Here is a 20,066-nt window from a genome sequence, read left to right as displayed (position 1 = left end):
TGGCCGCCCTCGGGTCAGCGCGGGGGCTTGACCGCCAGGACCGGGCAGGTCGCGTCGAGGAGGATGCGCTGGGCGGTGGAGCCGAGGAGCAGCTTGCCGACGGGGGTGCGGTGGCGCAGCCCGATGACGATGCAGGAAGCGTCGACCCGCTCGGCCTCGTCGAGGACGAGGTCGGCGATGTCGGGCCCCATCGGCTGGGAGATCTCGAACGGCACGCTCGACTCCTCGAGCTGCTGCCGGACCTGCCCGATCTCGGAATCGGTGCCGTAGCGGGTGTCGACGAAGGCATCCCCCTTCGTCGCGTTGACGACGAGGACCGACTCGCCGCGCCGGCGGGCCTCCTCGAGTCCGCGCTCGAGCGCCTGGGTGCTGGCGGGCTCCGGGGTGAAGCCGATGACGATGGTCATGCCGAGACCTCCGTGGTCGTGGGGGAGTTGCGGCCCCGCAGGTAGCCGGAGACCGTCAGGCCGATGGCGCCGAGGGCGATGATCGCGTAGACGATGACGGCGGTCGGCTCGCTGACGAGGCCGCCCCAGTCGCCGCTCGACAGGAGCAGCGTCTTGCGCAGCTCCTCCTCGACGCGAGGGCCGAGGATGACGCCGATGATCATCGGCAGCACGGGGACGCCGAAGCGGCGCATGCCCAGCCCGACGAGACCGAAGAACAGGAGCAGGGCCAGGTCGAACCACTGCAGGTTGACCGCGAGCGCACCGAGCGAGGCGAAGAAGAGGATGCCGGCGTAGAGGTACGGCCGTGGGGTGCGCAGGATCTTGGCCCAGAGCGGTGCCAGGGGCAGGTTGAGCACGAGCAGCAGCAGGTTGCCGATGAAGAGGCTCGCGATGAGGGCCCAGACGAGGGTGGACTCGGACTCGAAGAGTGCGGGGCCGGGCGGGATCCCGTAGCTCATGAGGGCGGCGAGCATGATGGCCGCGGTCGCGTTGGTCGGCAGGCCGAGGGCGAGCATCGGCACGAGCGTGCCTGCGGCCGAGGCGTTGTTGGCGGCCTCGGGGCCGGCGACGCCCTCGATCGCGCCCTTGCCGAACTCCTCGGGGTGCTTCGACAGCTTGCGCTCGGTGATGTACGACAAGAAGGTCGGCAGCTCGGCGCCGCCTGCCGGGACGGCACCGAAGGGGAAACCGAAGGCGGTGCCACGCAGCCACGGCCGCCACGAGCGACGCAGGTCGTCCTTGCCCAGCCACGGGCGGCCGACGGGGATGATCTCGAGCGGACGCCGGCGCAGGAAGGCCGCGACCCACAGCGCCTCGCCGATGGCGAAGATCGCGACCGCCACGACGACGATGTCGATGCCGTCGCCGAGCAGGGGGATGCCGAAGGTCAACCGGTTCTGCCCCGTGAGGCTGTCGATGCCGACGATGCCGACCGCCAGACCGAGGAAGAGCCCAATGAAGCCACGCAGCTTGGAGCTGCCGAGGACGGCCGTCACGGCGACGAGGGCCAGCACCATGATCGCCAGGTACGACGGGGCGCCGAGCTTCACCGCCTGGACGGCGATCCACGGGGCGAAGAAAGCCAGCAGGGCGGTACCGATCGTGCCGGCGACGAAGGAGCCGATCGCGGCGGTGGCGAGGGCTTGTGCGGCCCTGCCCGCCTTGGCCATCTTGTTGCCCTCGATGGCGGTGATGACCGAGGAGGACTCTCCCGGGGCGTTGAGCAGGATCGAGGTCGTCGACCCGCCGTACATGCCGCCGTAGTAGATGCCGGCGAACATGATGAGTGCGCTCGAGGGCTCGACGTTGTACGTGATCGGCAGCAGGAGGGCGACCGTCATGGCCGGTCCGATGCCGGGCAGGACGCCGACGGCGGTGCCGAGGAGGACGCCGACGCAGGCGAAGAGCAGGTTGGTGGGGGTCAGCGCCGAGCCGAACCCCTCGATGAGGTGGTTGAGGTTGTCCATCAGAGGATCCCGTCCAGGATGCCCGCGGGGAGCGGGACGCCGAGGGCGACGTAGAAGGCGTAGAAGGAGCCGACCGACAGGGCCGTGCCGATGACGAGGTCACGCAGCCAGGTGCGGCTGCCGAGGGTCAGGGAGCACCCGGCGAAGAAGAGGGCTCCGGAGATCGCCCAGCCGAGCAGGTCGACGGTGGCGATGAGGAAGACGAAGACGGCGACGAGCTTGGCCACGGTGAGCCAGTCGGCGCGCTGCGTGAGGTCGATGTCCTCGCCGCCCTCCTCCTCCGGGATCGAGCCGTGCAGGATGGCGATGCTCAGCAGGGCTGCGGTGAGGTAGAGGGCACCGGCGACGAACCAGGGGAAGAACTTCGGACCGACGGGGTCGGTCTCGGCGAAGTCGTTGCGCAGGCCGGACGCGTCGACGACGAGGATCGTCGCGACGACGACGAGGAAGGCCACGACGATGAACTGGGCCAGGTCGCGACGACGCTCGGGGGCGGCGGCCGGGGTGGTGGTCTCGATCGTGTCGCTCACAGCAGTCCCAGCTCCTTGAGGGTCGTCTCGACGCGCTCGTCCTGCGAGGTGAGGAACTCGCCGAACTCGTCGCCGGTCATCCACGCATCGGTCCAGTTGTTGGTCTTGAGCGCGTCGGCCCACTCCTGCGTGTCGTGCATCTGCTGCAGCAGGTCGATCAGCTGTCTCCGTCGCTCGGCGGAGATGCCGGGTGGCGCGAGGATCCCGCGCCAGTTGATGAAGGTCAGGTCGACGTCGGACTCCTTGAGGGTCGGGGCGTCGATCCCGGGCACCCGCTCCTCGCCGGAGACCGCGAGAACCTTGACCTGCCCCTTGTCGATCTGCTCGGCGTACTCGCCCAGACCGCTCATGCCGGCCTTGATCTTCGACCCGAGCAGGGCGGGGAGCAGGTCGCCACCGCCGTCGTAGGTGATGTAGTTGACGTCGCGGGGGTCGATGTCGACCGCCTTGGCGAACTCCATCGGGAAGAGGTGGTCGGGACCGCCGGGGGAGGAGCCGCCACCGATGCTGACCGCCTTGGGGTCCTTCTTCCAGGCGTCGATGAGGTCCTGGATGCTCTTGTGGGGGGAGTCGGCGGGGACGATGACGCCCTCGGACTCCTGGATGAGGCGGGCCAGGGGCGTCATGCTCGAGACGCGGGCCTGCGACTTGTTGGTGAAGGTCGCGCCGACCACGCCCAGACCCATGGCCATCATGAGGTCCTCGTTGCCACGCTCGTTGGACAGTCGCGCCATGGCGACGGTGCCGCCGGCGCCGATGACGTTGAAGACCTCGAAGCGGCTCGTGATCTCGGTGTCCTCCATGACACGCACGGCGGCACGACCGGTGAGGTCGTAGCCGCCACCGGGCGAGTTGGGGATCATCATGCGCAGCCGGGTCGAGCCGGCGTCGTCGCCGCGGGTGACACCGCAGGCGGCGAGCGAAGGGAGGGCGAGGGCTCCGAGGGAGGCCAGCAGCACGCTGCGGCGTGGGGGGCCGGGAGGCATGTCGGGCACTCCTTCCTGGGGATGGTGGAGGATGGGCACGTTCGATGGTCACCCGGTGGTGTGCCGCCCGTCACCATTGCGGACACAAAGGAGGTTGTGGTCATTGCGGTCACGTGCGCGTCACTGGAGCCTCGCCGCCCAGCTGCTCGTGTGGCAGCTCGTCGCGCTGCTGCTCGTGCTCCTCGTCGTCGCCGCGATCACGGTGCAGCAGTCGACCTCCGACTTCCGCTCATCGCGCCAGACCCGCATGCTGGCCGTCGCCGAGTCCCTCGCGGCCACGCCGGTGGTCCGGTCCGAGCTGGTCGAAGGGGGCAACCGTCGCGCCCTCGAGGCACAGCTGGGTCGGGCGGCGAGCCTGTCCGGTGCCCGTCGGGTCCAGCTCGTCGGGCTGGACGGCAAGGTCGCGGCCTCGACCGACGCCACCGACATCGGGACGACGGCCACGCTGGCGGTGCCCGTGGCGGACGGCCGCTCGTGGTCGGGTGACCTCCGGATCGACGGCACGCGGGCGGTCGGTGGGCAGGCACCGGTCATCGGCGACGACGAGCAGGTGCAGGGTGTCGCCCTCGTCGTCGAGGACTACCCTCCGTGGTCGGAGCGCCTCCTCGGCGCGGCGCCCGACCTGCTGCTCTTCCTCGGTGCCGCCGGAGTGCTCGGCATCGCGGGAGCCTTCGGCCTCTCCCGATTCATCCGGCGGCAGACCCGCGGGCTGGAGCCGGCCGACATCGGCCGCCTGGCCGACCACCAGGAGGCCTTGCTCACCGGCATCCACGAGGGCGTCGTCGGGGTGAACGGCTCCGGCGTCATCACACTGGTCAACACCTCGGCCCAGGAGCTGCTCGGTCTCGGCGAGGCGGACGTGGGTCGCGAGGTCCGCCAGGTCGACCTGCACCCGGGGGTCGGGGACTTCCTCGTCGCCGGCGGCGACAGCGACCCGACACTCATCGTCGTCGAGGACCGCACCCTGGTCCTGACTCGTCGACGCACCTACTTCGCCGGTCGTGCCGTCGGCACCGTCACGACGATGGTCGACCGCAGCGACCTGCTGGCCCTGCAGAGCCAGGTCGCGGCGCAGGCGAGCATCACCGACGCGCTGCGGGCCCAGACCCACGAGTTCGACAACCGGTTGCACACGATCTCCGGGCTGGTGCAGCTGGGGGAGTACGACGAGGTCGTGGCGCTCGTCGCCGACGTCACCCGTCGACGCACCGAGATCAGCCACGCCGTGACCAGCCACGTCGAGGACCCGCGGGTCGCCGCGCTGCTCATCGCAAAGGTCACCGCCGCGTCCGAGGTCGGCATCGACCTGTCGATCGAGCCCGAGTCACGCCTGGAGCGGCTCGACCCAGCGGTGTCGGCCGATGTCATCACCGTGTTGGGCAATCTCATCGACAACGCGCTCGACGCGACCCGTTCGCACGGGGGCCGGGAGGTGTCGGTGCGGCTGGCCGGCGGGCCGCACGGGCTGACGGTGCGGGTCGCCGACACCGGGCCCGGCATCGCGCCCGAGGACATCGACCGCGTCTTCGAGCGGGGGTGGTCCAGCAAGCCGGCCGGGTCCGCCGGTCGCGGCATCGGGCTGGCCCTCGTCCAAGCCGTATGCTCCCGGGGTGGTGGCCGGGTGACCGTCACGCAGGGCGACCACGGCGCGGTCTTCACCGCGTCGCTCGGTGGGGTACCGGCCCAGGAGGAGCGATGAGCCAGACCCTCGACGTCGTCGTCGTCGACGACGACTTCCTCGTCGTGAAGGTGCACACCCGCTTCGTCGAGAGCGTCGCCGGATTTCGCGTCGTCGCGACCGCCGCCACCGGGCAGGCCGCGCTGGACGCGGTGCACGAACACGACCCGCACCTGCTCCTGCTCGACGTGCACCTGCCCGACATGACCGGCATCGAGGTGCTGCGCCGGCTGCGGGCCGAAGGGCTCGATGTCGGCGTCCTCATGGTGACCGCGGCCCGTGAGGTCGAGCAGGTCCGCGCGGCGCGCAGCGGCGGCGCCTTCGGCTACCTCGTCAAGCCCTTCGGCCAGGTCGACCTGGCGACGCGCCTCGAGGACTTCCGCCTCGAGCTGCAGCGGCTCGAGGGCGTCGCCGGCGAGGCCGCGGCGCAGGGGGACATCGACGCGATCTTCGCCGGCGGGTCAGGCGCCTCGGGACCGATCCCGGTGCTGCCCAAGGGATTGAGCGCCGACACGGGCGAGCTGGTCCTGGGCGCGGTGCGCGAGGCCGGGGACCTGTCGGCGAGCGAGTGCGCGCAGCTCGTCGGCCTGTCCCGGGTGACGGCGCGCCGCTACCTGGAGCACTTCGCCGCGACCGGCGCGCTCGAGGGGCGCCAGCAGTACGGCCGGGTGGGCCGACCCGAGCGGCGCTACCGCCCCCCTTCGCCTGCATCGCCCCAGGCAGGCTCGTCCGCATGGTGACCGGGGTCATCCCTGGGTCCGGCGAGGAGTATGGTGCTGGGCATGCGGACGGACCTCCTCCTTCTCTGCCGCGGCGAGGCCTGACAGACGGCCACCCTCGTCGCGGAGTTCGTGGTGCCGACCAGCACAGAGACGCGTGACGAAGGACAGAGCATGATCCATCCCCAGCAGCCCACCGCGATGCCGGTGCGCAAGTACGTCCCCTTCCAGGACCAGATCAGCGTCGAGCTGCCCGACCGCACCTGGCCCGACCAGGTGATGACGCAGGCGCCCCGCTGGTGCGCGGTCGACCTGCGCGACGGCAACCAGGCCCTCATCGACCCGATGGACGCCGAGCGCAAGCTGACGATGTTCCAGCTGCTCGTCAAGATGGGCTACAAGGAGATCGAGGTCGGTTTCCCCAGCGCGAGCGAGACGGACTACAACTTCTGCCGGCAGCTGATCGACGGCGGACACATCCCCGACGACGTGACGATCCAGGTGCTCACGCAGTGCCGCGACCACCTCATCGAGAAGACCTTCGACGCCATCGCCGGCAGCAAGCAGGCGATCGTCCACTTCTACAACTCGACGTCGGTGCTGCAGCGCCGCGTGGTCTTCAACAGCGACCAGGACGGCATCGTCGACATCGCGCTGCAGGGCGCCCGCCTGTGCAAGAAGCTCGAGGAGACCATCCCCGACACCGACGTGTACTACCAGTACTCGCCGGAGTCCTACACGGGCACCGAGCTCGATTTCGCCGCGCGCATCTGCAACGAGGTCATCGACGTCATCGACCCGACGCCGGACCACAAGATGATCATCAACCTGCCGGCGACCGTCGAGATGGCCACCCCCAATGTCTACGCCGACTCGATCGAGTGGATGAGCCGCAACCTCGAGCGCCGCGAGTCGATCGTGCTGTCGCTGCACCCGCACAACGACCGCGGCGAAGGGGTGGCTGCCGCCGAGCTCGGCTACCTCGCCGGAGCCGACCGGATCGAGGGCTGCCTCTTCGGCAACGGCGAGCGCACCGGCAACGTCGACCTGGTGACGCTGGGGATGAACCTCTTCAGCCAGGGCATCGACCCGCAGATCGACTTCTCGCAGATGGACGAGATCCGTCGCACCGTCGAGCACTGCACACAGCTGCCGGTGCACCCGCGCCACCCGTGGGGCGGCGACCTCGTCTACACCGCGTTCTCCGGGTCGCACCAGGACGCGATCAAGAAGGGCTTCGAGGACATGGAGGTGCGGGCCAAGGAGGCCGGCACCGACGTCAACGGCATCGACTGGGGTGTGCCGTACCTGCCGATCGACCCGCACGACATCGGCCGCTCGTACGAGGCGGTCGTGCGCGTAAACAGCCAGTCGGGCAAGGGCGGCGTCGCCTACCTGCTGAAGTCCGAGCACGGCCTGGACCTGCCGCGCCGCCTGCAGATGGAGTTCTCCGCGGTCGTGCAGCGCAAGACCGACACCGACGGCGGCGAGATGAGCGGCCTGGCGCTGTGGGAGGTCTTCAACGACGAGTACCTGCACAGCGAGGACAAGGACGGCTGGGGCCGGTTCCAGCCCGTGCGCTCCACGCTCACGGGTGAGGACAGCGGCCTGGACCGGATCGACGGGCACATCCTCGACAACGGCACGGAGGTGCAGATCGCCGGGACCGGCAACGGCCCGATCGCGGCCTTCCTCGACGCCCTGCAGCCGTTGGGCATCGACGTGCGGGTCCTCGACTACGCCGAGCACGCCCTCTCCGCCGGCGGCGACGCCCGCGCTGCTGCGTACGTCGAGTGCGCGGTGGGTGAGCGGGTCCTGTGGGGCGTCGGCCTGCACGACTCGATCGTCAAGGCGTCGCTGCGGGCGATCCTCTCGGCGGTCAACCGCGCCGAGCGCGACGCCACGGCCTGAGTCGCCGTCACCCGCCCTTCGAAGAAGGACCGCGACCTCCTGGTCGCGGTCCTTCTTCGACTCGCCCTTCGATGGGATCGCTCAGCGGACGCCGGCCACGCGGAACTGGATCGACACCCGCGGCCCGACGGCGGCGCTCGTCTTGGGGACGGCGTGGTCCCAGGTGCGCTGGCAGGCGCCACCCATGACGACGAGGTCGCCGTGGCCGAGCGAGACCCGCTGCGAGCTGCCGCCGTCCCGCGGACGCAGCGCGAGGTGGCGGGCGGAGCCGAGGGAGACGATGGCGATCATCGTGTCCTGCTCCCGGCTGCGGCCGATGCGGTCGCCGTGCCAGGCGACGGAGTCCTGCCCGTCGCGGTAGAGGCACAGCCCCGCGGTGACGAAGGGTTCACCGAGCTCGATCGCGTAGTGCGCCGAGAGTTGGTCACGCATGTCGGTGACCAGCGGGTGGGGAAGGGTCTCGCCTGCGGTGTAGAAGCAGGTCAGGCGAGGGACGTCGACGACCGCGTCGTACATCTGCCGGCGCTCCGAGCGCCACGGCACCTCGTGGAGCAGCGTGGCGAGGACCTCGTCGGTGCCGCAGGCCCACCCGGGCAGGAGGTCCAGCCACGCGGTCTCGTCGAGGAAGCGGCGGTGGCGCCGGTCGAGGTCGCCGAGCGTGGGGGAGTCGGCGGTGTCGAAGAGCGAGGACTGGAGCGCCTGCATGCCTCGACCGTAGCAGCATCTCGAACACGTGTTCGATACCTGCGCGATCGGCGTGGGGTGCGTGTCGCGCCCGGACGAAGGGGGAGAATGGAGCGATGCCCCTCTACCGCGACTCCGGGGTCGTCCTGCGCACCCACAAGCTGGGTGAGGCCGACCGGATCATCACCGTGCTCACCCGCGGTCGCGGCAAGATCCGCGCGGTGGCGAAGGGGGTGCGTCGCACGAAGTCCAAGTTCGGCGCGCGCCTGGAGCCGGGCATGCACGTCGACCTCCAGTGCTACGAGGGGCGCAACCTCGACACCGTGACGCAGGCCGAGTCGCTCGACCCGTGGGGCGACGCGCTCGCCCGTGACTACTCGCGCTGGACCGCGGCGAGCGCGATCCTCGAGACCGCCGACCGGCTCACCGAGGAGCACGAGCCGGCGCTGCAGCAGTACCTGCTGCTCGCGGGCGCCCTGCGCACCCTCGCCCACGAGGGACATGCCTCGGAACTCGTCCTCGACGCCTACCTCCTGCGGGCGCTCGCGATCGCCGGCTGGGCGCCGAGCTTCCACGACTGCGCCCAGTGCGGTGACGAGGGGCCGCACCGCGCCTTCCACGTCGCCTCCGGCGGGGTGCTCTGTCGCCTGTGCCGCGTGCCCGGCTCGAGCTCGCCCGCACCCGAGACCCTCGGTCTGCTCGCCGCCCTGCTCGCCGGGGACTGGCCGACCGCCGACGCCTCGATCGAGCGCCACCGGCGCGAGGGGTCGGGGCTGACCGCCGCCTTCCTCCAGTGGCACCTCGAGCGCGGGGTGCTCTCCCTGCGTCATGTCGACCGCACGCGCCCCGACCACCACCAACCGCAGAGGACCGGATGAGTCGCTACGAGCCCCCCTTCGCCCACCCGAGCGGAGCGACGCCGCCGCCCGTGCCCGCCGACCTGGTCCCCGGGCACGTCGCCGTCGTCATGGACGGCAACGGTCGGTGGGCCAACCAGCGGGGCCTGCCCCGGACCAAGGGGCACGAGGCGGGGGAGGGCGCGCTGCTCGACGTCGTCGCCGGAGCCCTCGAGATCGGGGTGCAGCACCTGTCGACGTACGCGTTCTCCACGGAGAACTGGCGCCGCTCGCCCGAGGAGGTGCGCTTCCTCATGGGCTTCAACCGCGACGTCATCCGCCGCCGACGCGACCAGCTGCACGCCTGGGGCGTGCGCATGCGGTGGGTGGGCCGTCGGCCGCGACTGTGGAGCTCGGTCATCAAGGAGCTCGAGATCGCCCAGGAGATGACCCGGGACAACGACGCGATGACGCTGTACTTCTGCGTCAACTACGGCGGCCGCGCCGAGATCGTCGACGGGGTGCGGCGCATCGCCGACGACGTCAAGGCAGGACGGCTCAAGGGCTCGGGCATCGACGAGCGCACGATCGCGCGCTACCTCACCGAGCCGACGATGCCCGACGTCGACCTCTTCCTGCGCAGCTCGGGCGAGCAGCGCACGAGCAACTTCCTGCTGTGGCAGAGCGCCTACGCCGAGATGGTCTTCCAGGACACGCTGTGGCCCGACTACGACCGGCGCCACCTGTGGGAGGCCATCGAGACCTACGCCCGGCGGGAGCGGCGGTACGGCGGGGCGGTCGACGCGCCGGCGGTCAGCTAGGCGATCTCACCGCCGGCTTCGATGATCTTTTGGACGAGGCTGATTTCGACGTCCGCTTCGGCAGGCAGACCATCGTCGTGCGACACGTCACCGAAAGAGTCGTCCTCCGCGAGGTGCGGATACTTCTCAAGGGGGAATCGTCGACGGTAGGCGACGTCTGGTCGGACAGCCACTGCCCTGACGACGCCGCCAGTTGCACCCCTCGAGGTTCACCGGTCGACGGCTCGATAGCAGCTAGGCCCGGTCAGCCACCGGAGCATCCTCAGCACCCTCGGCGTGCTTCGCGCAGTGGGCGCAGCAGTAGAAGTGACCGTCCACCTCGGTGCCGTGGCCGATGACTTTGCACCCACAGTGCTCGCACACGGGCGCGATCGCGTGGATCGCGCACTCGAAACTGTCGAATGTGTGGGTGGCGCCGGCGGCCACCACGTCGAAGGACTTGTCGTAGTCGTTGCCGCAGACCTCGCACGTGGCCATGTCTGCCTCCTCTGGTCGGGTCCCGTGGCCCTACCCGAGGTCGGTGTCGTCAAACCCGCGCGGTGCACTCCCCGCACCGGCCGAAGAGCTCGAGCGTGTGCGCGACGTCGGTGAAGCCGTGCTCCTCGCTCACCCGCTCGGCCCAGCGCTCGACGGCCGGGCCCTCGACCTCGACCGTGCGGCCGCAGTCGCGGCAGACGAGGTGGTGGTGGTGGCCGGTGCTGCAGCGGCGGTAGACCTGCTCCCCGTCGTCGGTACGAAGGGAGTCCAGCGCGCCCTCGTCGACCATCGCCTGCAGCGTCCGGTAGACGGTCGCCAGGCCGATCTTGTCGCCGCCGGCGACGAGGCTGGCGTGCACCTCCTGAGCGGAGCGGAACTCGTCGGAGCGGTCGACGTCGGCCTCGATCGCGGTGCGTTGCCGCGTGGGGCGGCGGGTGCGGGTGTCGGTCATCGGTGGCTCCCCTCGAGCTCGGTGTGGTCGGGGTCGTGCTCGTCCCAGTGGTCCCCGTGGCGGGCGTGCCGGTGCCCGTCGTGGAGGAAGTCGACGTGGTCGCCGTGCAGGACCACCTCGTGGCCGCACTCCTCCCAGTGCACGTGCTCGTGCGCCTCGGCGGTCTGGTGGTGCCGGCCGCGCAGGGTCCGGGCGGCGGTGACGACCGCGGCGGAGACGACGAAGACGGCGATCGCGAGCAGGACGATCGTCGCGCCGGACGGGGTGTCGGCGTAGAAGCTCGTCACGACGCCGCCCACGCTCGTCAGCGTGCCGACGATGACGGCCCACACGAGGCCGCCGCGGAAGGAGCGGCCGAGGTACTGGCCGGTGGCATTGGGCAGGATCATCAGGGCGCTGATGAGCAGCAGCCCGATGACCCGCATCGAGATGACGACGGTGACGCCGGTGAGCACGGCGAGCAGGATGTTGGTCGCGAGGACCGGCAGGCCCGAGGCGCGCGAGTACTCCTCGTCCTGGGCGACGGCGAAGAGGCGCTCGCGCAGCAGCATCACGGTGACCAGTACGACGGCGGCGAGCACGGCGAACTGGACGAGGTCACCGCGCGAGACGGTCGTCAGGGCACCGAAGAGATAGCCCTGCAGGTTGGTCGCCGACCCCTGCGGCGCCTTGGCGATGATGACGACACCGGCGGCGAGACCGCCGTAGAACATGATGGCCAGCGCGAGGTCACCGCCGGTGCGACCCAGGTGGCGCAGCACCTCGATGGCGACGGCCGCGAGCACGACGACGACGAGGGCCGTGAGGACGGGGCTGGTGCTCGTCAGCAGGCCGACGCCGACGCCGGCGAGGGCCACGTGGCCCATGCCGTCGCCGACGAGCGACATGCCCCGCTGGACGAGGAAGACGCCGACGAGGGGCGCGGACGCGCCGACGAGCAGCGCGGCGAGCAGCGCGTGCTGCATGAACTCCAGGGCGAGCAGGTCGATCACCGGGATCCCCCCTTCGTCGTGATCATCGTGGTCGGGACGGACGAAGGGGGCGCCTCGCCGTCGTCGTCGTGGTGCGCGTGGGCGACGTCGGCCGGGGGCAGCCGGTCGGGGGGACCGTCGTGGCTGATGCCGCCGCCCCGGACGACGATCGCGCGGGTGACGATATCGGCCAGCGCATCGAGCTCGTGGGTGACGATGACCAGGGTCGCGCCGCGCTCGACGAGGCGACGCATCACCGCGACGAGCACCTGCTGGTGGCCCCGGTCGACCCCGGCGGTCGGCTCGTCCATGAGGAAGACCTCGGGGCGGCTGGCCAGCGCGCGCGCGATGAGCACGCGGCGCTGCTGGCCGCCGGAGAGGGTCGTCACATCCTGCGTGGCGAGGTCGCCCAGCCCGACGACGGCGAGGGACTCCTCGACGATCGCGCGGTCGGCCGCGGAGCGGATGCGCCACGGCGCCCACCACGGGGTGCGCACGGTGCGTCCCATCGTGACGATCTCGGAGGCAGTGGCGCGCACGGCGGAGGCCAGCGTGTGCCGCTGCGGCACGTAGCCGATGCCCGCGCGCGCCGGGGCGCTGCCGACCTCGTGGCCGAGGACGCGCGCCGTGCCGGCGTGCTGCTCGGCGATGCCGAGCAGTCCCTTGACCAGGGTCGACTTGCCCGCGCCGTTGGGGCCGAGCACGGCGACGACCTCACCGCGGCGCACGGTGAGGTCGAGGCCGCTCACGACCGTGCGGTCGCCGTGGCCGAAGGCGGCTCCGGAGAGCTCGATGACGGGTTGGTCGGTCACTCGCACCCCTGTCCCTCGCGGACGGTGGCCAGGTTGCTGCGCATGACCTCGACGTAGCTGTCGCCGGCGGACTCGTCCGTCAGGCCCTCGATCGGGTCGAGGACCGCGACCTCGGCGCCGGCGTCGCGGGCGATCGTGTCGGCGACGTCGGTCGGCACGAGGGTCTCGGCGTACACGGTCGTGATCCCCTCGTCCTTGATGTGCGTGATCAGGTCGGCCAGCGCGGCCGGGCTCGGCTCGGCGCCGGGCGAGAGCCCGCTCACCGACTCCTGGTGGAAACCGTAGCGGTCGGCGAAGTAGGCGAAGGCGGAGTGGCCGGTCACGAGGTCGGTGCTCGTGCACTCGGCCAGGCCCTCGGTGAGGTCGGTGTCGAGGGTCGACAGCTCGGCGGTGAAGGCCTTGGCGTTCGCCCGGTAGTCGGCCGCGTGGTCCGGGTCGATCTCGGCGAAGTGGTCCGCGAGGGCGTCGACGACGTCGGCGTAGCGGGTCGGGTCGAGCCAGAAGTGCGGGTCGACGGAGCCGTGGTCGTGGCCCTCGTGGTCCTCCCCTTCGTGCTCGTCGCCGTGCTCGTCCTCGTGGGGCTCGATGTCGAGCCGGGCGAAGGGGGAGACCTCGAAGGCGGTGTCGCCCGCCTCCGCGGCGGCGTCGTCGACGGAGGGCTGGAAGTCCTTGAGGTAGACGAGGGCGTCGGCCTGGGACGCCTCGAGGATCTGCTTGGGGGTCAGCTCCAGGTCGTGCGGCTCGGCGCCGGCCTGGGTGAGGTTGGTGACCTCGACGTGGTCACCGCCGACCTGCTCGGCCGCGTGCTGCAGGGGGTAGAAGCTCGTCGCGATCGTCAGTGCGTCGCCGGAGGCGTCGTCGTCATCGCTCGAGCCGGACCCGCATCCGGTGACGGCGAGCACGAGGGCCGAGGCGGCGAGGACGAGCCGGTTGATCTTCATGAGAACGATTCTCAGGCGAAGTGAGAACCGTTGTCAACTCGGCGCTCGTCAGCGGGGGAAGAGCTTGATCGCCGTCAGGCCGATGACGAGCACGATGACGGCGATGCGCATGAGGCGCTCGCTCGCGGTGAGCCGCGGCCACGATAGGCCGAGCATCCACAGCAGGAAGAGCACGACGAGCCCGAGCGGAATGGCTCCCCACGGGCCGAGGAAGGAGCCCACGAGGACGAGGGCGAAGACGACGAGGATCGGCACGAGCGGCGGCATCCTGGCGATGAGCCGGGTGAGCGGCAGGCTGGCGCGCTCGAAGGCATTGGTCGCGATGGGCTCGGGACGGGGCGAGGGGCTGCTGGACACCCCCACAGGGTAGGCGGCCCGATTCCGTGGTCCGGCACGGTGCCGGATAGCCTCTCCCTCATGGCCAAGCAGACCTCCACCGTGGACACCGTCGTCAACCTGTGCAAGCGCAGGGGCTTCGTCTTCCCCTGCGGTGAGATCTACGGCGGGACCCGCTCCGCCTGGGACTACGGTCCCCTCGGCGTCGAGCTCAAGGAGAACATCAAGCGGCAGTGGTGGAAGTCGATGGTCACCGGCCGCGACGACGTCGTCGGCCTCGACTCCTCGATCATCCTGCCCCGCGAGACCTGGGTCGCGTCCGGCCACGTCGGCACCTTCACCGACCCGCTCACGGAGTGCCTCAACTGCCACAAGCGGCACCGCCAGGACCACCTGCAGGAGGCCGTGGCCGACAAGGCCGCCAAGAAGGGGGAGGAGATCGACCCCGACTCCATCCCCATGAGTGAGATCGTCTGCCCCGACTGCGGCACCCGCGGCCAGTGGACCGAGGCGCGCGAGTTCAACATGATGCTCAAGACCCACCTCGGGGTCATCGAGGACGAGTCCGGGCTGCACTACCTGCGCCCGGAGACCGCCCAGGGCATCTTCATCAACTTCAACAACGTGCTGCAGACCTCACGCAAGAAGCCCCCCTTCGGCATTGCGCAGACCGGCAAGTCCTTCCGCAACGAGATCACGCCGGGCAACTTCATCTTCCGCACCCGCGAGTTCGAGCAGATGGAGATGGAGTTCTTCGTCAAGCCGGGCGAGGACGAGGAGTGGCACCAGTACTGGATCGACGAGCGCACCCGGTGGTACACCGACCTGGGCATCAACCCCGACAACCTGCGCCACTTCGAGCACCCGCAGGACAAGCTGAGCCACTACTCCAAGCGCACCGTCGACATCGAGTACCGGTTCAACTTCGCCGGCAGCGAGTGGGGTGAGCTCGAGGGCATCGCCAACCGCACCGACTTCGACCTCAGCAGCCACAGCGAGCACTCGGGCACGGACCTCACCTTCTTCGACCAGGCCAACAACGAGCGCTACACGCCCTACGTCATCGAGCCGGCGGCGGGCCTGTCCCGCTCGATCATGACCTTCCTCGTCGACGCGTACGCCGAGGACGAGGCGCCCAATGCGAAGGGGGGCGTGGACAAGCGCACCGTCCTGCGCCTGGACCACCGGTTGGCTCCGGTCAAGGCCGCCGTCCTGCCCCTTTCGCGCAATGCCGACCTCTCGCCCAAGGCGCGCGACCTCGCCGCGCAGCTGCGCAAGAACTGGAACGTCGACTTCGACGACGCCCAGGCCATCGGCAAGCGGTACCGCCGCCAGGACGAGATCGGCACCCCCTTCTGCATCACGGTCGACTTCGACACCCTCGAGGACAACGCGGTGACCATCCGCGAGCGCGACACGATGGCGCAGCAGCGGGTCTCGATCGACCAGGTCGAGGCCTACCTCGCGCCGAAGCTCCTCGGGTCCTGACCCGGTGAGCGGGCAGGCCCGGCCCGTCCGGTTGCTGCTCGTCCACGGCAGCCGGCTCAACGCGGCCTCGTGGATGCCGCTCGAGGAGGTCCTCCTGGGCCGTCTCGTCTGCTCGCACATCGACCTGCCCGGTCACGGGACGTCTGCCGGCGAGCCGTTCACGATGGCCGGAGCCCTCGAGGTCGTGGGCGAGGCCGTCGAGGCGCTCGAGCCGGACCTGCACCGCGTGGTCCTCGTCGGGCACAGCCTGGGCGGATACGTCGCGATGCAGTGGGCGGCCGCCCACCACGACGTGCTCTCCGGCCTGGTGCTCATGGGCGCGACGGCACAGCCGTCCTCCCGGTTGGCCGGCATCTACCGCGCGTTCGGCAGCGCCTTGCGCGCCGGCTTGGGGGACGAACGGCGGGCGGGGCGCATCGAGGAGAGCGATGCGGCGTCCTTGCGGCGGATCATCGGCACCCGTGCCGCGCAGGCGGTCATCGAGCGGGGGACCGGCCTCGCGGCGATCCCCGACGCCTGGGACGCCGTCATCGACGGGGTCGACCTCAGCGTGCTGGGCAACGTCGACGTGCCGATCCTCGCGATCAACGGCGAGTTCGACCAGTTCCGGGTGGGCGAAGGGAGGGCCCGTCGCCTGCGTCAGGACCTCGAGATCGTCCACGTCGCCGGAGCGACCCACTTTGCGCCGGTCACGCACCCGGCACCGGTGGCACGGGCGCTCGTGGACTTCGTCGCGACGCTGCCTTGAGACTCAGTCGCCGGTGGCGACCGGGCGCGAGGAGTCGGTGATCCACTCGCTCCAGCTGCCGACGTACACGTCCGCCTCGACCCCGGCCTCGTGCAGCGCCAGCGCGGTGTGCGCAGCGGTGATGCCGGACCCGCAGTAGGTGCCGACGACGGTCACCTCGTCGATGCCCTCCCGGGCGAAACGCTCGCGCAGCTCCCGCCCCGGCCGCAGACGGCCGTCGTCGGTGGCGAGGTCGGCCATCGGCACGTTGACCGCGCCGGGGATGTGCCCGGCCACAGGGTCGATGGGCTCGCTCTCCCCGCGGAACCGTTCGGGGGTGCGCGCGTCGACGAGGACACCGAGGCGGGCGGTGGCCGCGGCGTCCTCGGCGTCGAGGGCGACGAGCTGGTCCGGGTCGAGCACGACGTCGCCGGGCTCGGTCTCGACGGGGTCGGTGTCCACGGCGCCCCCGGCCGCCCGCCAGGCGGCCAGCCCGCCGTCGAGGACGAGGACCTCCTCGATGCCGGCCCAGCGCAGGACCCACCACGCGCGCGCCGCGCCGAGGGACGGGCCTTGGTCGTAGACGACGACCACGGAGTCGGTCATGACGCCGGCCGTCTGCAGACCCGCCTGCAGCGTCGCCACGTCGGGGAGGGGGTGTCGTCCCCCTTCGCCCGCCGGGCCCGCGAGGACCGAGTCCAGGTCGACGAAGGGAGCGCCCGGCACGTGCCCGTCGGCGTACAGGGCCGGGCCCTGCCCGTCGAGGGTGTACTGCACGTCGAGGACGACGAGCTTGGGGTTGTCGAGCAGCTCGTGCTGCAGGTCGGTGGCGCTGATCAGGGCACTCACGGGGTCTCCTCCGGGGTGGGGTCGTCGCCGTCGGGCAGCGGCTCGATCGGGATCTCGTACCCGCCGAAGTCATCGTAGGCACGCGGGTCCTCGCGCGGCTCGATGTGGGCGGTCACGCGCAGGTCGGGATGATGCTCGGCGATGACCGCCTCCATGTCCTCGACGACGTCGTGCGCTCGCCGTACCGACCATGCGCCGGGGACGAGGACGTGGAGCTCGGCGAAGGAGACGTGCCCGGCCACTCGGGTGCGCAGCCCGTGGACGGCGACCTCGTCGGTGGTCAGCCCGGCGATGGTGTCGGCGAGGTCCGCGTTCTCCTCCGGGGTGAGCGCGGCATCCATCAGCCCGGTCCCGGACTCGCTCACCAGGCGCCACCCGGTCCACAGGATGTTGGCACCGACGAGCAGGGCGACGATCGGGTCGAGGACCTCGATGCCGGTGACGACGACGAGCGCCACCCCGACGACGACGCCGACGGAGGTCCACACGTCGGTCAGGAGGTGCTGGCCGTCGGCGCGCAGTGTGATCGAGCGGTGTCGACGACCGGCGCGGATGAGCACGTAGGCCACGGCTCCGTTGATGACCGAGGCCACGACGGAGATCGCCAGACCGGTACCGACCTGGTCGATCTCGCGGGGGTCGAGCAGGCGGCCGATCGCCTGCCAGATGATGAATCCGGCGGCGACGAAGATCATCGCCCCCTCGATCGCCGCGGAGAAGTACTCCGCCTTGGAGTGGCCGAAGTGGTGGTCGTCGTCGGCAGCCCGGCCGGCCACCCGCAGGGCGACCAGCGCGGCGACGGCGGCCACGAGGTTGACGATCGACTCCGCCGCGTCGGCGAGCAGGCCGACCGAGTCGGTGATCCACCACGCACCGGTCTTCAGGGCGATCGTCGACAGCGCGGCGGCGATGGACAGCCAGGCGAACCGCTCGAGGTGGCGGCGCGACGAGGTGCTCATGCGCTCACCGAGACGAGCACGACGACGAGGGCCACGGGCAGCAGGACCAGGGCCAGGACGACCCACCCCAACGGGCGACCGAGGTTGAGCGTGACCCCGACACCCACGCGCTTGCTGACGAAGACCTCCGGGTCGTCGGGGTCGGCGTAGACGAGCCCACCGAGCCTCCACCCCTCACGGTCGTCCGGCCTCGCTCTCCCCACACGCACGGCGGCGGCGACGACCCAGACGGTCGTGACGACGATCCCGGCCAGCAGCGCCCAGAAGGTCCACGGCGGTGCCACCGTGTCGGCGGACAGGTACTGGGCGATGGAGACCAGGGAGATCCCACCCCCGATGACGCAGGCCAGGGCCGCCAGCGGTGCGACGAGCCGCCGGTGCCCCTGGCCACGGACGAGCAGCAGGCAGGCGAAGACCGACAGCGCGCTCAGCTGTCCGACGACCACGGGCATGAGGACGTTGGCGTGGCTCCTGTCGTCGAACCGGTCCGGGTCCCCGGCAAGGCCGAAGTGCACCGGGTACGGGTCGGGCAGCTCGGCGAAGCGGGCGACGCCGACGACCACGGCGGCCACACCGAGTCCCAGCGTGAGCGCGAGCCAGGGCAGTGCCGGGCGCAGGGAGACCGGCGGGTCGCCGTCGCCCGCGGTGTCCACCGATGTCTGCTGCCTCATGGCGACGATTGTCCCCGTCGGGGCCCGCGGTGCGACACTGGGTGGCGCGATGACCAGCCAGACCCTTGCCCCGATCACCCCGGCGACCACGGGGGAGCGCGTGCTGCCTCCCCTTCGTCTCGGGAGGCATGTCATCGACTCACCGGTCGTCCTCGCGCCGATGGCGGGCATCACCAACCGCGCCTTCCGCCGCCTGTGCCGGGAGGCCGGCGACGCCGGGCTCGCCGCGAGCGGTGCGACCGGCGCGAGCAGCCTCTACGTCAACGAGATGGTCACCTCGCGCGCGCTCGTCGAGCGCACCCCCGAGTCGATGCGCCTCATCGAGCACGACGAGGACGAGCGCCCGCGCAGCGTGCAGCTCTACAGCGTCGACCCGGCGACGACCGCGGCGGCGGTGCGGATGCTCGTCTCGGAGGAGCGCGCCGACCACATCGACCTCAACTTCGGCTGCCCGGTGCCCAAGGTCACCCGCAAGGGCGGCGGGGCGGCGCTGCCGTGGAAGCGCGACCTCTTCCGCGCGATCGTGTCCGCGGCCGTGACCGAGGGGGCGAAGGGGGATGTCCCCGTCACCGTGAAGATGCGCGTCGGCATCGACGACGAGCACCACACCTACCTCGACGCCGCGACCGCGGCCGTCGAGGAGGGTGTCGTCGCGGTCGCGCTGCACGCCCGCACGGCGAGCCAGGCCTACTCCGGCCAGGCGGACTGGTCGAAGATCAAGCTGCTCAAGGAGACGATCACGACCGTCCCCGTGCTCGGCAACGGTGACATCTGGTCCGCCGAGGACGCGCTGCGCATGGTCGCCGAGACCGGCTGCGACGGGGTCGTCGTCGGGCGCGGCTGCTTGGGCCGCCCGTGGCTCTTCGCCGACCTGGCCGCGGCCTTCGCCGGCACCGAGGTCCGGGTGCGTCCCGACCTCGGTGAGGTCACCGCGACGCTGCGTCGGCACGCGGAGCTGCTCACCGACTTCTACGACGGCGACGAGCTGCGTGCCTGCCGCGACATCCGCAAGCACATCGCCTGGTACCTCAAGGGGTTCCCGGCAGGCTCGACCGTGCGCAACCAGCTCGCGCTCGTCGACTCGCTCGCCGCGCTCGACCGGCTCATCGAGACGATGGACCCGACCAGTCCGTGGCCCGGCGAGGCCGCCGAGGGCCAGCGCGGCCGCGCCGGCTCCTCCCGCGTCGTCGCGCTCCCGGAGAACTGGCTCGCCTCGCGCGAGCTCGACGAGGCCCAGCGCGCGCAGGTCGCCTCCGCGGAGTCCTCGGTCGCCGACGGGGGCTGACGCCCCCTTCGCCCGTTGC

Annotated in this window: 22 protein-coding genes; 8 read left to right on the top strand and 14 right to left on the bottom strand. The window is 71.1% G+C overall.

Features of this window, described 5'->3' with window-relative positions:
- Nucleotides 1–14: 14 nt before the first annotated feature.
- From JAN01S_RS08720 to JAN01S_RS08705, 4 genes are read right to left on the bottom strand one after another with little or no spacing between them, the layout of a single operon-like run.
- Complete coding sequence (locus tag JAN01S_RS08720; RefSeq protein WP_068316740.1) at nt 15–407, bottom strand: universal stress protein; 393 nt, start codon at nt 405–407, stop codon at nt 15–17.
- Nucleotides 404–1,915, bottom strand: a complete 1,512-nt coding sequence (locus tag JAN01S_RS08715) for a tripartite tricarboxylate transporter permease (protein WP_068316738.1) — start codon at nt 1,913–1,915, stop codon at nt 404–406. Before JAN01S_RS08715 ends, JAN01S_RS08720 begins: the two co-directional genes overlap by 4 nt.
- Nucleotides 1,915–2,445 (bottom strand): tripartite tricarboxylate transporter TctB family protein, encoded by a 531-nt coding sequence (locus tag JAN01S_RS08710; protein ID WP_174522285.1) that lies wholly within the window; start codon nt 2,443–2,445, stop codon nt 1,915–1,917. The genes JAN01S_RS08715 and JAN01S_RS08710 overlap by 1 nt, the downstream gene beginning before the upstream one ends.
- Nucleotides 2,442–3,431 carry a Bug family tripartite tricarboxylate transporter substrate binding protein gene (locus JAN01S_RS08705; RefSeq protein ID WP_068316735.1) on the bottom strand — a complete coding sequence of 330 codons (990 nt, stop codon included), beginning with the start codon at nt 3,429–3,431 and terminating at the stop codon, nt 2,442–2,444. Before JAN01S_RS08705 ends, JAN01S_RS08710 begins: the two co-directional genes overlap by 4 nt.
- A gap of 103 nt (nt 3,432–3,534) precedes the next feature.
- Here JAN01S_RS08705 and JAN01S_RS08700 point away from each other — a divergent pair, with 103 nt between their 5' ends.
- The 3 genes from JAN01S_RS08700 to leuA all read left to right on the top strand — a co-directional run bounded on the left by JAN01S_RS08700 (nt 3,535) and on the right by leuA (nt 7,739).
- A complete protein-coding gene (locus JAN01S_RS08700; RefSeq protein WP_218000017.1) occupies nt 3,535–5,130 on the top strand; it encodes a sensor histidine kinase in 1,596 nt (531 codons plus the stop codon).
- Nucleotides 5,127–5,849, top strand: a complete 723-nt coding sequence (locus JAN01S_RS08695; protein WP_068316730.1) for a response regulator — start codon at nt 5,127–5,129, stop codon at nt 5,847–5,849. The genes JAN01S_RS08700 and JAN01S_RS08695 overlap by 4 nt, the downstream gene beginning before the upstream one ends.
- Nucleotides 5,850–6,002: 153 nt before the next feature.
- Nucleotides 6,003–7,739: a 2-isopropylmalate synthase gene (gene leuA / locus JAN01S_RS08690; protein WP_068316727.1), complete on the top strand. Its 1,737-nt coding sequence runs from the start codon at nt 6,003–6,005 to the stop codon at nt 7,737–7,739.
- A gap of 81 nt (nt 7,740–7,820) precedes the next feature.
- On the opposite strand, the gene JAN01S_RS08685 is transcribed toward leuA, so the two are convergent.
- A complete protein-coding gene (locus JAN01S_RS08685) occupies nt 7,821–8,444 on the bottom strand; it encodes an alpha-ketoglutarate-dependent dioxygenase AlkB (protein ID WP_068316724.1) in 624 nt (207 codons plus the stop codon).
- Nucleotides 8,445–8,539: 95 nt separating this feature from the next.
- On the opposite strand from JAN01S_RS08685, the gene recO reads away from it, so the two are divergent.
- Together recO and JAN01S_RS08675 are read left to right on the top strand one after the other, a co-directional pair.
- Nucleotides 8,540–9,301 carry a DNA repair protein RecO gene (gene recO, locus JAN01S_RS08680; protein ID WP_068316721.1) on the top strand — a complete coding sequence of 254 codons (762 nt, stop codon included), beginning with the start codon at nt 8,540–8,542 and terminating at the stop codon, nt 9,299–9,301.
- Complete coding sequence (locus JAN01S_RS08675) at nt 9,298–10,080, top strand: isoprenyl transferase (protein ID WP_068316718.1); 783 nt, start codon at nt 9,298–9,300, stop codon at nt 10,078–10,080. Before recO ends, JAN01S_RS08675 begins: the two co-directional genes overlap by 4 nt.
- A gap of 234 nt (nt 10,081–10,314) precedes the next feature.
- Here JAN01S_RS08675 and JAN01S_RS08670 read toward each other — a convergent pair whose 3' ends face one another.
- From JAN01S_RS08670 to JAN01S_RS08645, 6 genes are read right to left on the bottom strand one after another with little or no spacing between them, the layout of a single operon-like run.
- Nucleotides 10,315–10,557 carry a metallothionein gene (locus tag JAN01S_RS08670; protein ID WP_068316715.1) on the bottom strand — a complete coding sequence of 81 codons (243 nt, stop codon included), beginning with the start codon at nt 10,555–10,557 and terminating at the stop codon, nt 10,315–10,317.
- Between the two features lie 49 nt (nt 10,558–10,606).
- On the bottom strand, nt 10,607–11,008 hold the full coding sequence (locus JAN01S_RS08665) for a Fur family transcriptional regulator (RefSeq protein WP_068316713.1): 402 nt from the start codon (nt 11,006–11,008) through the stop codon (nt 10,607–10,609).
- Nucleotides 11,005–12,000: a metal ABC transporter permease gene (locus JAN01S_RS08660; protein ID WP_068316710.1), complete on the bottom strand. Its 996-nt coding sequence runs from the start codon at nt 11,998–12,000 to the stop codon at nt 11,005–11,007. Before JAN01S_RS08660 ends, JAN01S_RS08665 begins: the two co-directional genes overlap by 4 nt.
- The gene (locus tag JAN01S_RS08655) at nt 11,997–12,791 is read right to left on the bottom strand and encodes a metal ABC transporter ATP-binding protein (RefSeq protein ID WP_244884793.1); all 795 of its coding nucleotides are present in this window, start codon (nt 12,789–12,791) and stop codon (nt 11,997–11,999) included. Before JAN01S_RS08655 ends, JAN01S_RS08660 begins: the two co-directional genes overlap by 4 nt.
- Nucleotides 12,788–13,732 (bottom strand): metal ABC transporter substrate-binding protein, encoded by a 945-nt coding sequence (locus tag JAN01S_RS08650; RefSeq protein WP_068316706.1) that lies wholly within the window; start codon nt 13,730–13,732, stop codon nt 12,788–12,790. The genes JAN01S_RS08655 and JAN01S_RS08650 overlap by 4 nt, the downstream gene beginning before the upstream one ends.
- A gap of 48 nt (nt 13,733–13,780) precedes the next feature.
- A complete protein-coding gene (locus tag JAN01S_RS08645) occupies nt 13,781–14,089 on the bottom strand; it encodes a DUF6703 family protein (RefSeq protein ID WP_068316703.1) in 309 nt (102 codons plus the stop codon).
- A gap of 60 nt (nt 14,090–14,149) precedes the next feature.
- Here JAN01S_RS08645 and JAN01S_RS08640 point away from each other — a divergent pair, with 60 nt between their 5' ends.
- Nucleotides 14,150–15,556, top strand: coding sequence for a glycine--tRNA ligase (locus JAN01S_RS08640; protein ID WP_068316701.1), 1,407 nt, complete (start codon nt 14,150–14,152; stop codon nt 15,554–15,556).
- Between the two features lie 4 nt (nt 15,557–15,560).
- Nucleotides 15,561–16,304: an alpha/beta fold hydrolase gene (locus JAN01S_RS08635; protein WP_068316699.1), complete on the top strand. Its 744-nt coding sequence runs from the start codon at nt 15,561–15,563 to the stop codon at nt 16,302–16,304.
- Between the two features lie 3 nt (nt 16,305–16,307).
- On the opposite strand, the gene JAN01S_RS08630 is transcribed toward JAN01S_RS08635, so the two are convergent.
- Genes JAN01S_RS08630 through JAN01S_RS08620 form a run of 3 tightly spaced genes read right to left on the bottom strand, consistent with a single transcriptional unit; the run spans nt 16,308 to nt 18,762 of the window.
- Nucleotides 16,308–17,132, bottom strand: coding sequence for a sulfurtransferase (locus JAN01S_RS08630; protein ID WP_068316697.1), 825 nt, complete (start codon nt 17,130–17,132; stop codon nt 16,308–16,310).
- Nucleotides 17,129–18,091 (bottom strand): cation diffusion facilitator family transporter, encoded by a 963-nt coding sequence (locus JAN01S_RS08625; RefSeq protein WP_068316694.1) that lies wholly within the window; start codon nt 18,089–18,091, stop codon nt 17,129–17,131. The genes JAN01S_RS08630 and JAN01S_RS08625 overlap by 4 nt, the downstream gene beginning before the upstream one ends.
- The gene (locus JAN01S_RS08620) at nt 18,088–18,762 is read right to left on the bottom strand and encodes a DUF5808 domain-containing protein (protein ID WP_169797194.1); all 675 of its coding nucleotides are present in this window, start codon (nt 18,760–18,762) and stop codon (nt 18,088–18,090) included. Before JAN01S_RS08620 ends, JAN01S_RS08625 begins: the two co-directional genes overlap by 4 nt.
- Nucleotides 18,763–18,811: 49 nt before the next feature.
- Between JAN01S_RS08620 and dusB the strand changes: the two genes are divergently transcribed.
- Nucleotides 18,812–20,047, top strand: a complete 1,236-nt coding sequence (gene dusB / locus JAN01S_RS08615) for a tRNA dihydrouridine synthase DusB (protein ID WP_068316757.1) — start codon at nt 18,812–18,814, stop codon at nt 20,045–20,047.
- Nucleotides 20,048–20,066 lie beyond the last annotated feature (19 nt).

Source organism: Janibacter anophelis NBRC 107843 (assembly GCF_001570945.1).
In the GTDB taxonomy this organism is placed as follows: Bacteria; Actinomycetota; Actinomycetes; order Actinomycetales; family Dermatophilaceae; genus Janibacter; species Janibacter anophelis.
This window is presented reverse-complemented; position numbering and strand designations above follow the sequence as displayed.

Bases quoted from the DNA above. Each gene is read 5' to 3' on its own strand.
- JAN01S_RS08720 (WP_068316740.1), bottom strand. From the start codon at position 407: ATGACCATCGTCATCGGCTTCACCCCGGAGCCCGCCAGCACCCAGGCG.
- JAN01S_RS08715 (WP_068316738.1), bottom strand. From the start codon at position 1,915: ATGGACAACCTCAACCACCTCATCGAGGGGTTCGGCTCGGCGCTGACC.
- JAN01S_RS08705 (WP_068316735.1), bottom strand. From the start codon at position 3,431: ATGCCTCCCGGCCCCCCACGCCGCAGCGTGCTGCTGGCCTCCCTCGGA.
- JAN01S_RS08695 (WP_068316730.1), top strand. From the start codon at position 5,127: ATGAGCCAGACCCTCGACGTCGTCGTCGTCGACGACGACTTCCTCGTC.
- leuA (WP_068316727.1), top strand. From the start codon at position 6,003: ATGATCCATCCCCAGCAGCCCACCGCGATGCCGGTGCGCAAGTACGTC.
- JAN01S_RS08685 (WP_068316724.1), bottom strand. From the start codon at position 8,444: ATGCAGGCGCTCCAGTCCTCGCTCTTCGACACCGCCGACTCCCCCACG.
- recO (WP_068316721.1), top strand. From the start codon at position 8,540: ATGCCCCTCTACCGCGACTCCGGGGTCGTCCTGCGCACCCACAAGCTG.
- JAN01S_RS08675 (WP_068316718.1), top strand. From the start codon at position 9,298: ATGAGTCGCTACGAGCCCCCCTTCGCCCACCCGAGCGGAGCGACGCCG.
- JAN01S_RS08670 (WP_068316715.1), bottom strand. From the start codon at position 10,557: ATGGCCACGTGCGAGGTCTGCGGCAACGACTACGACAAGTCCTTCGAC.
- JAN01S_RS08665 (WP_068316713.1), bottom strand. From the start codon at position 11,008: ATGACCGACACCCGCACCCGCCGCCCCACGCGGCAACGCACCGCGATC.
- JAN01S_RS08650 (WP_068316706.1), bottom strand. From the start codon at position 13,732: ATGAAGATCAACCGGCTCGTCCTCGCCGCCTCGGCCCTCGTGCTCGCC.
- JAN01S_RS08640 (WP_068316701.1), top strand. From the start codon at position 14,150: ATGGCCAAGCAGACCTCCACCGTGGACACCGTCGTCAACCTGTGCAAG.
- JAN01S_RS08625 (WP_068316694.1), bottom strand. From the start codon at position 18,091: ATGAGCACCTCGTCGCGCCGCCACCTCGAGCGGTTCGCCTGGCTGTCC.
- JAN01S_RS08620 (WP_169797194.1), bottom strand. From the start codon at position 18,762: ATGAGGCAGCAGACATCGGTGGACACCGCGGGCGACGGCGACCCGCCG.
- dusB (WP_068316757.1), top strand. From the start codon at position 18,812: ATGACCAGCCAGACCCTTGCCCCGATCACCCCGGCGACCACGGGGGAG.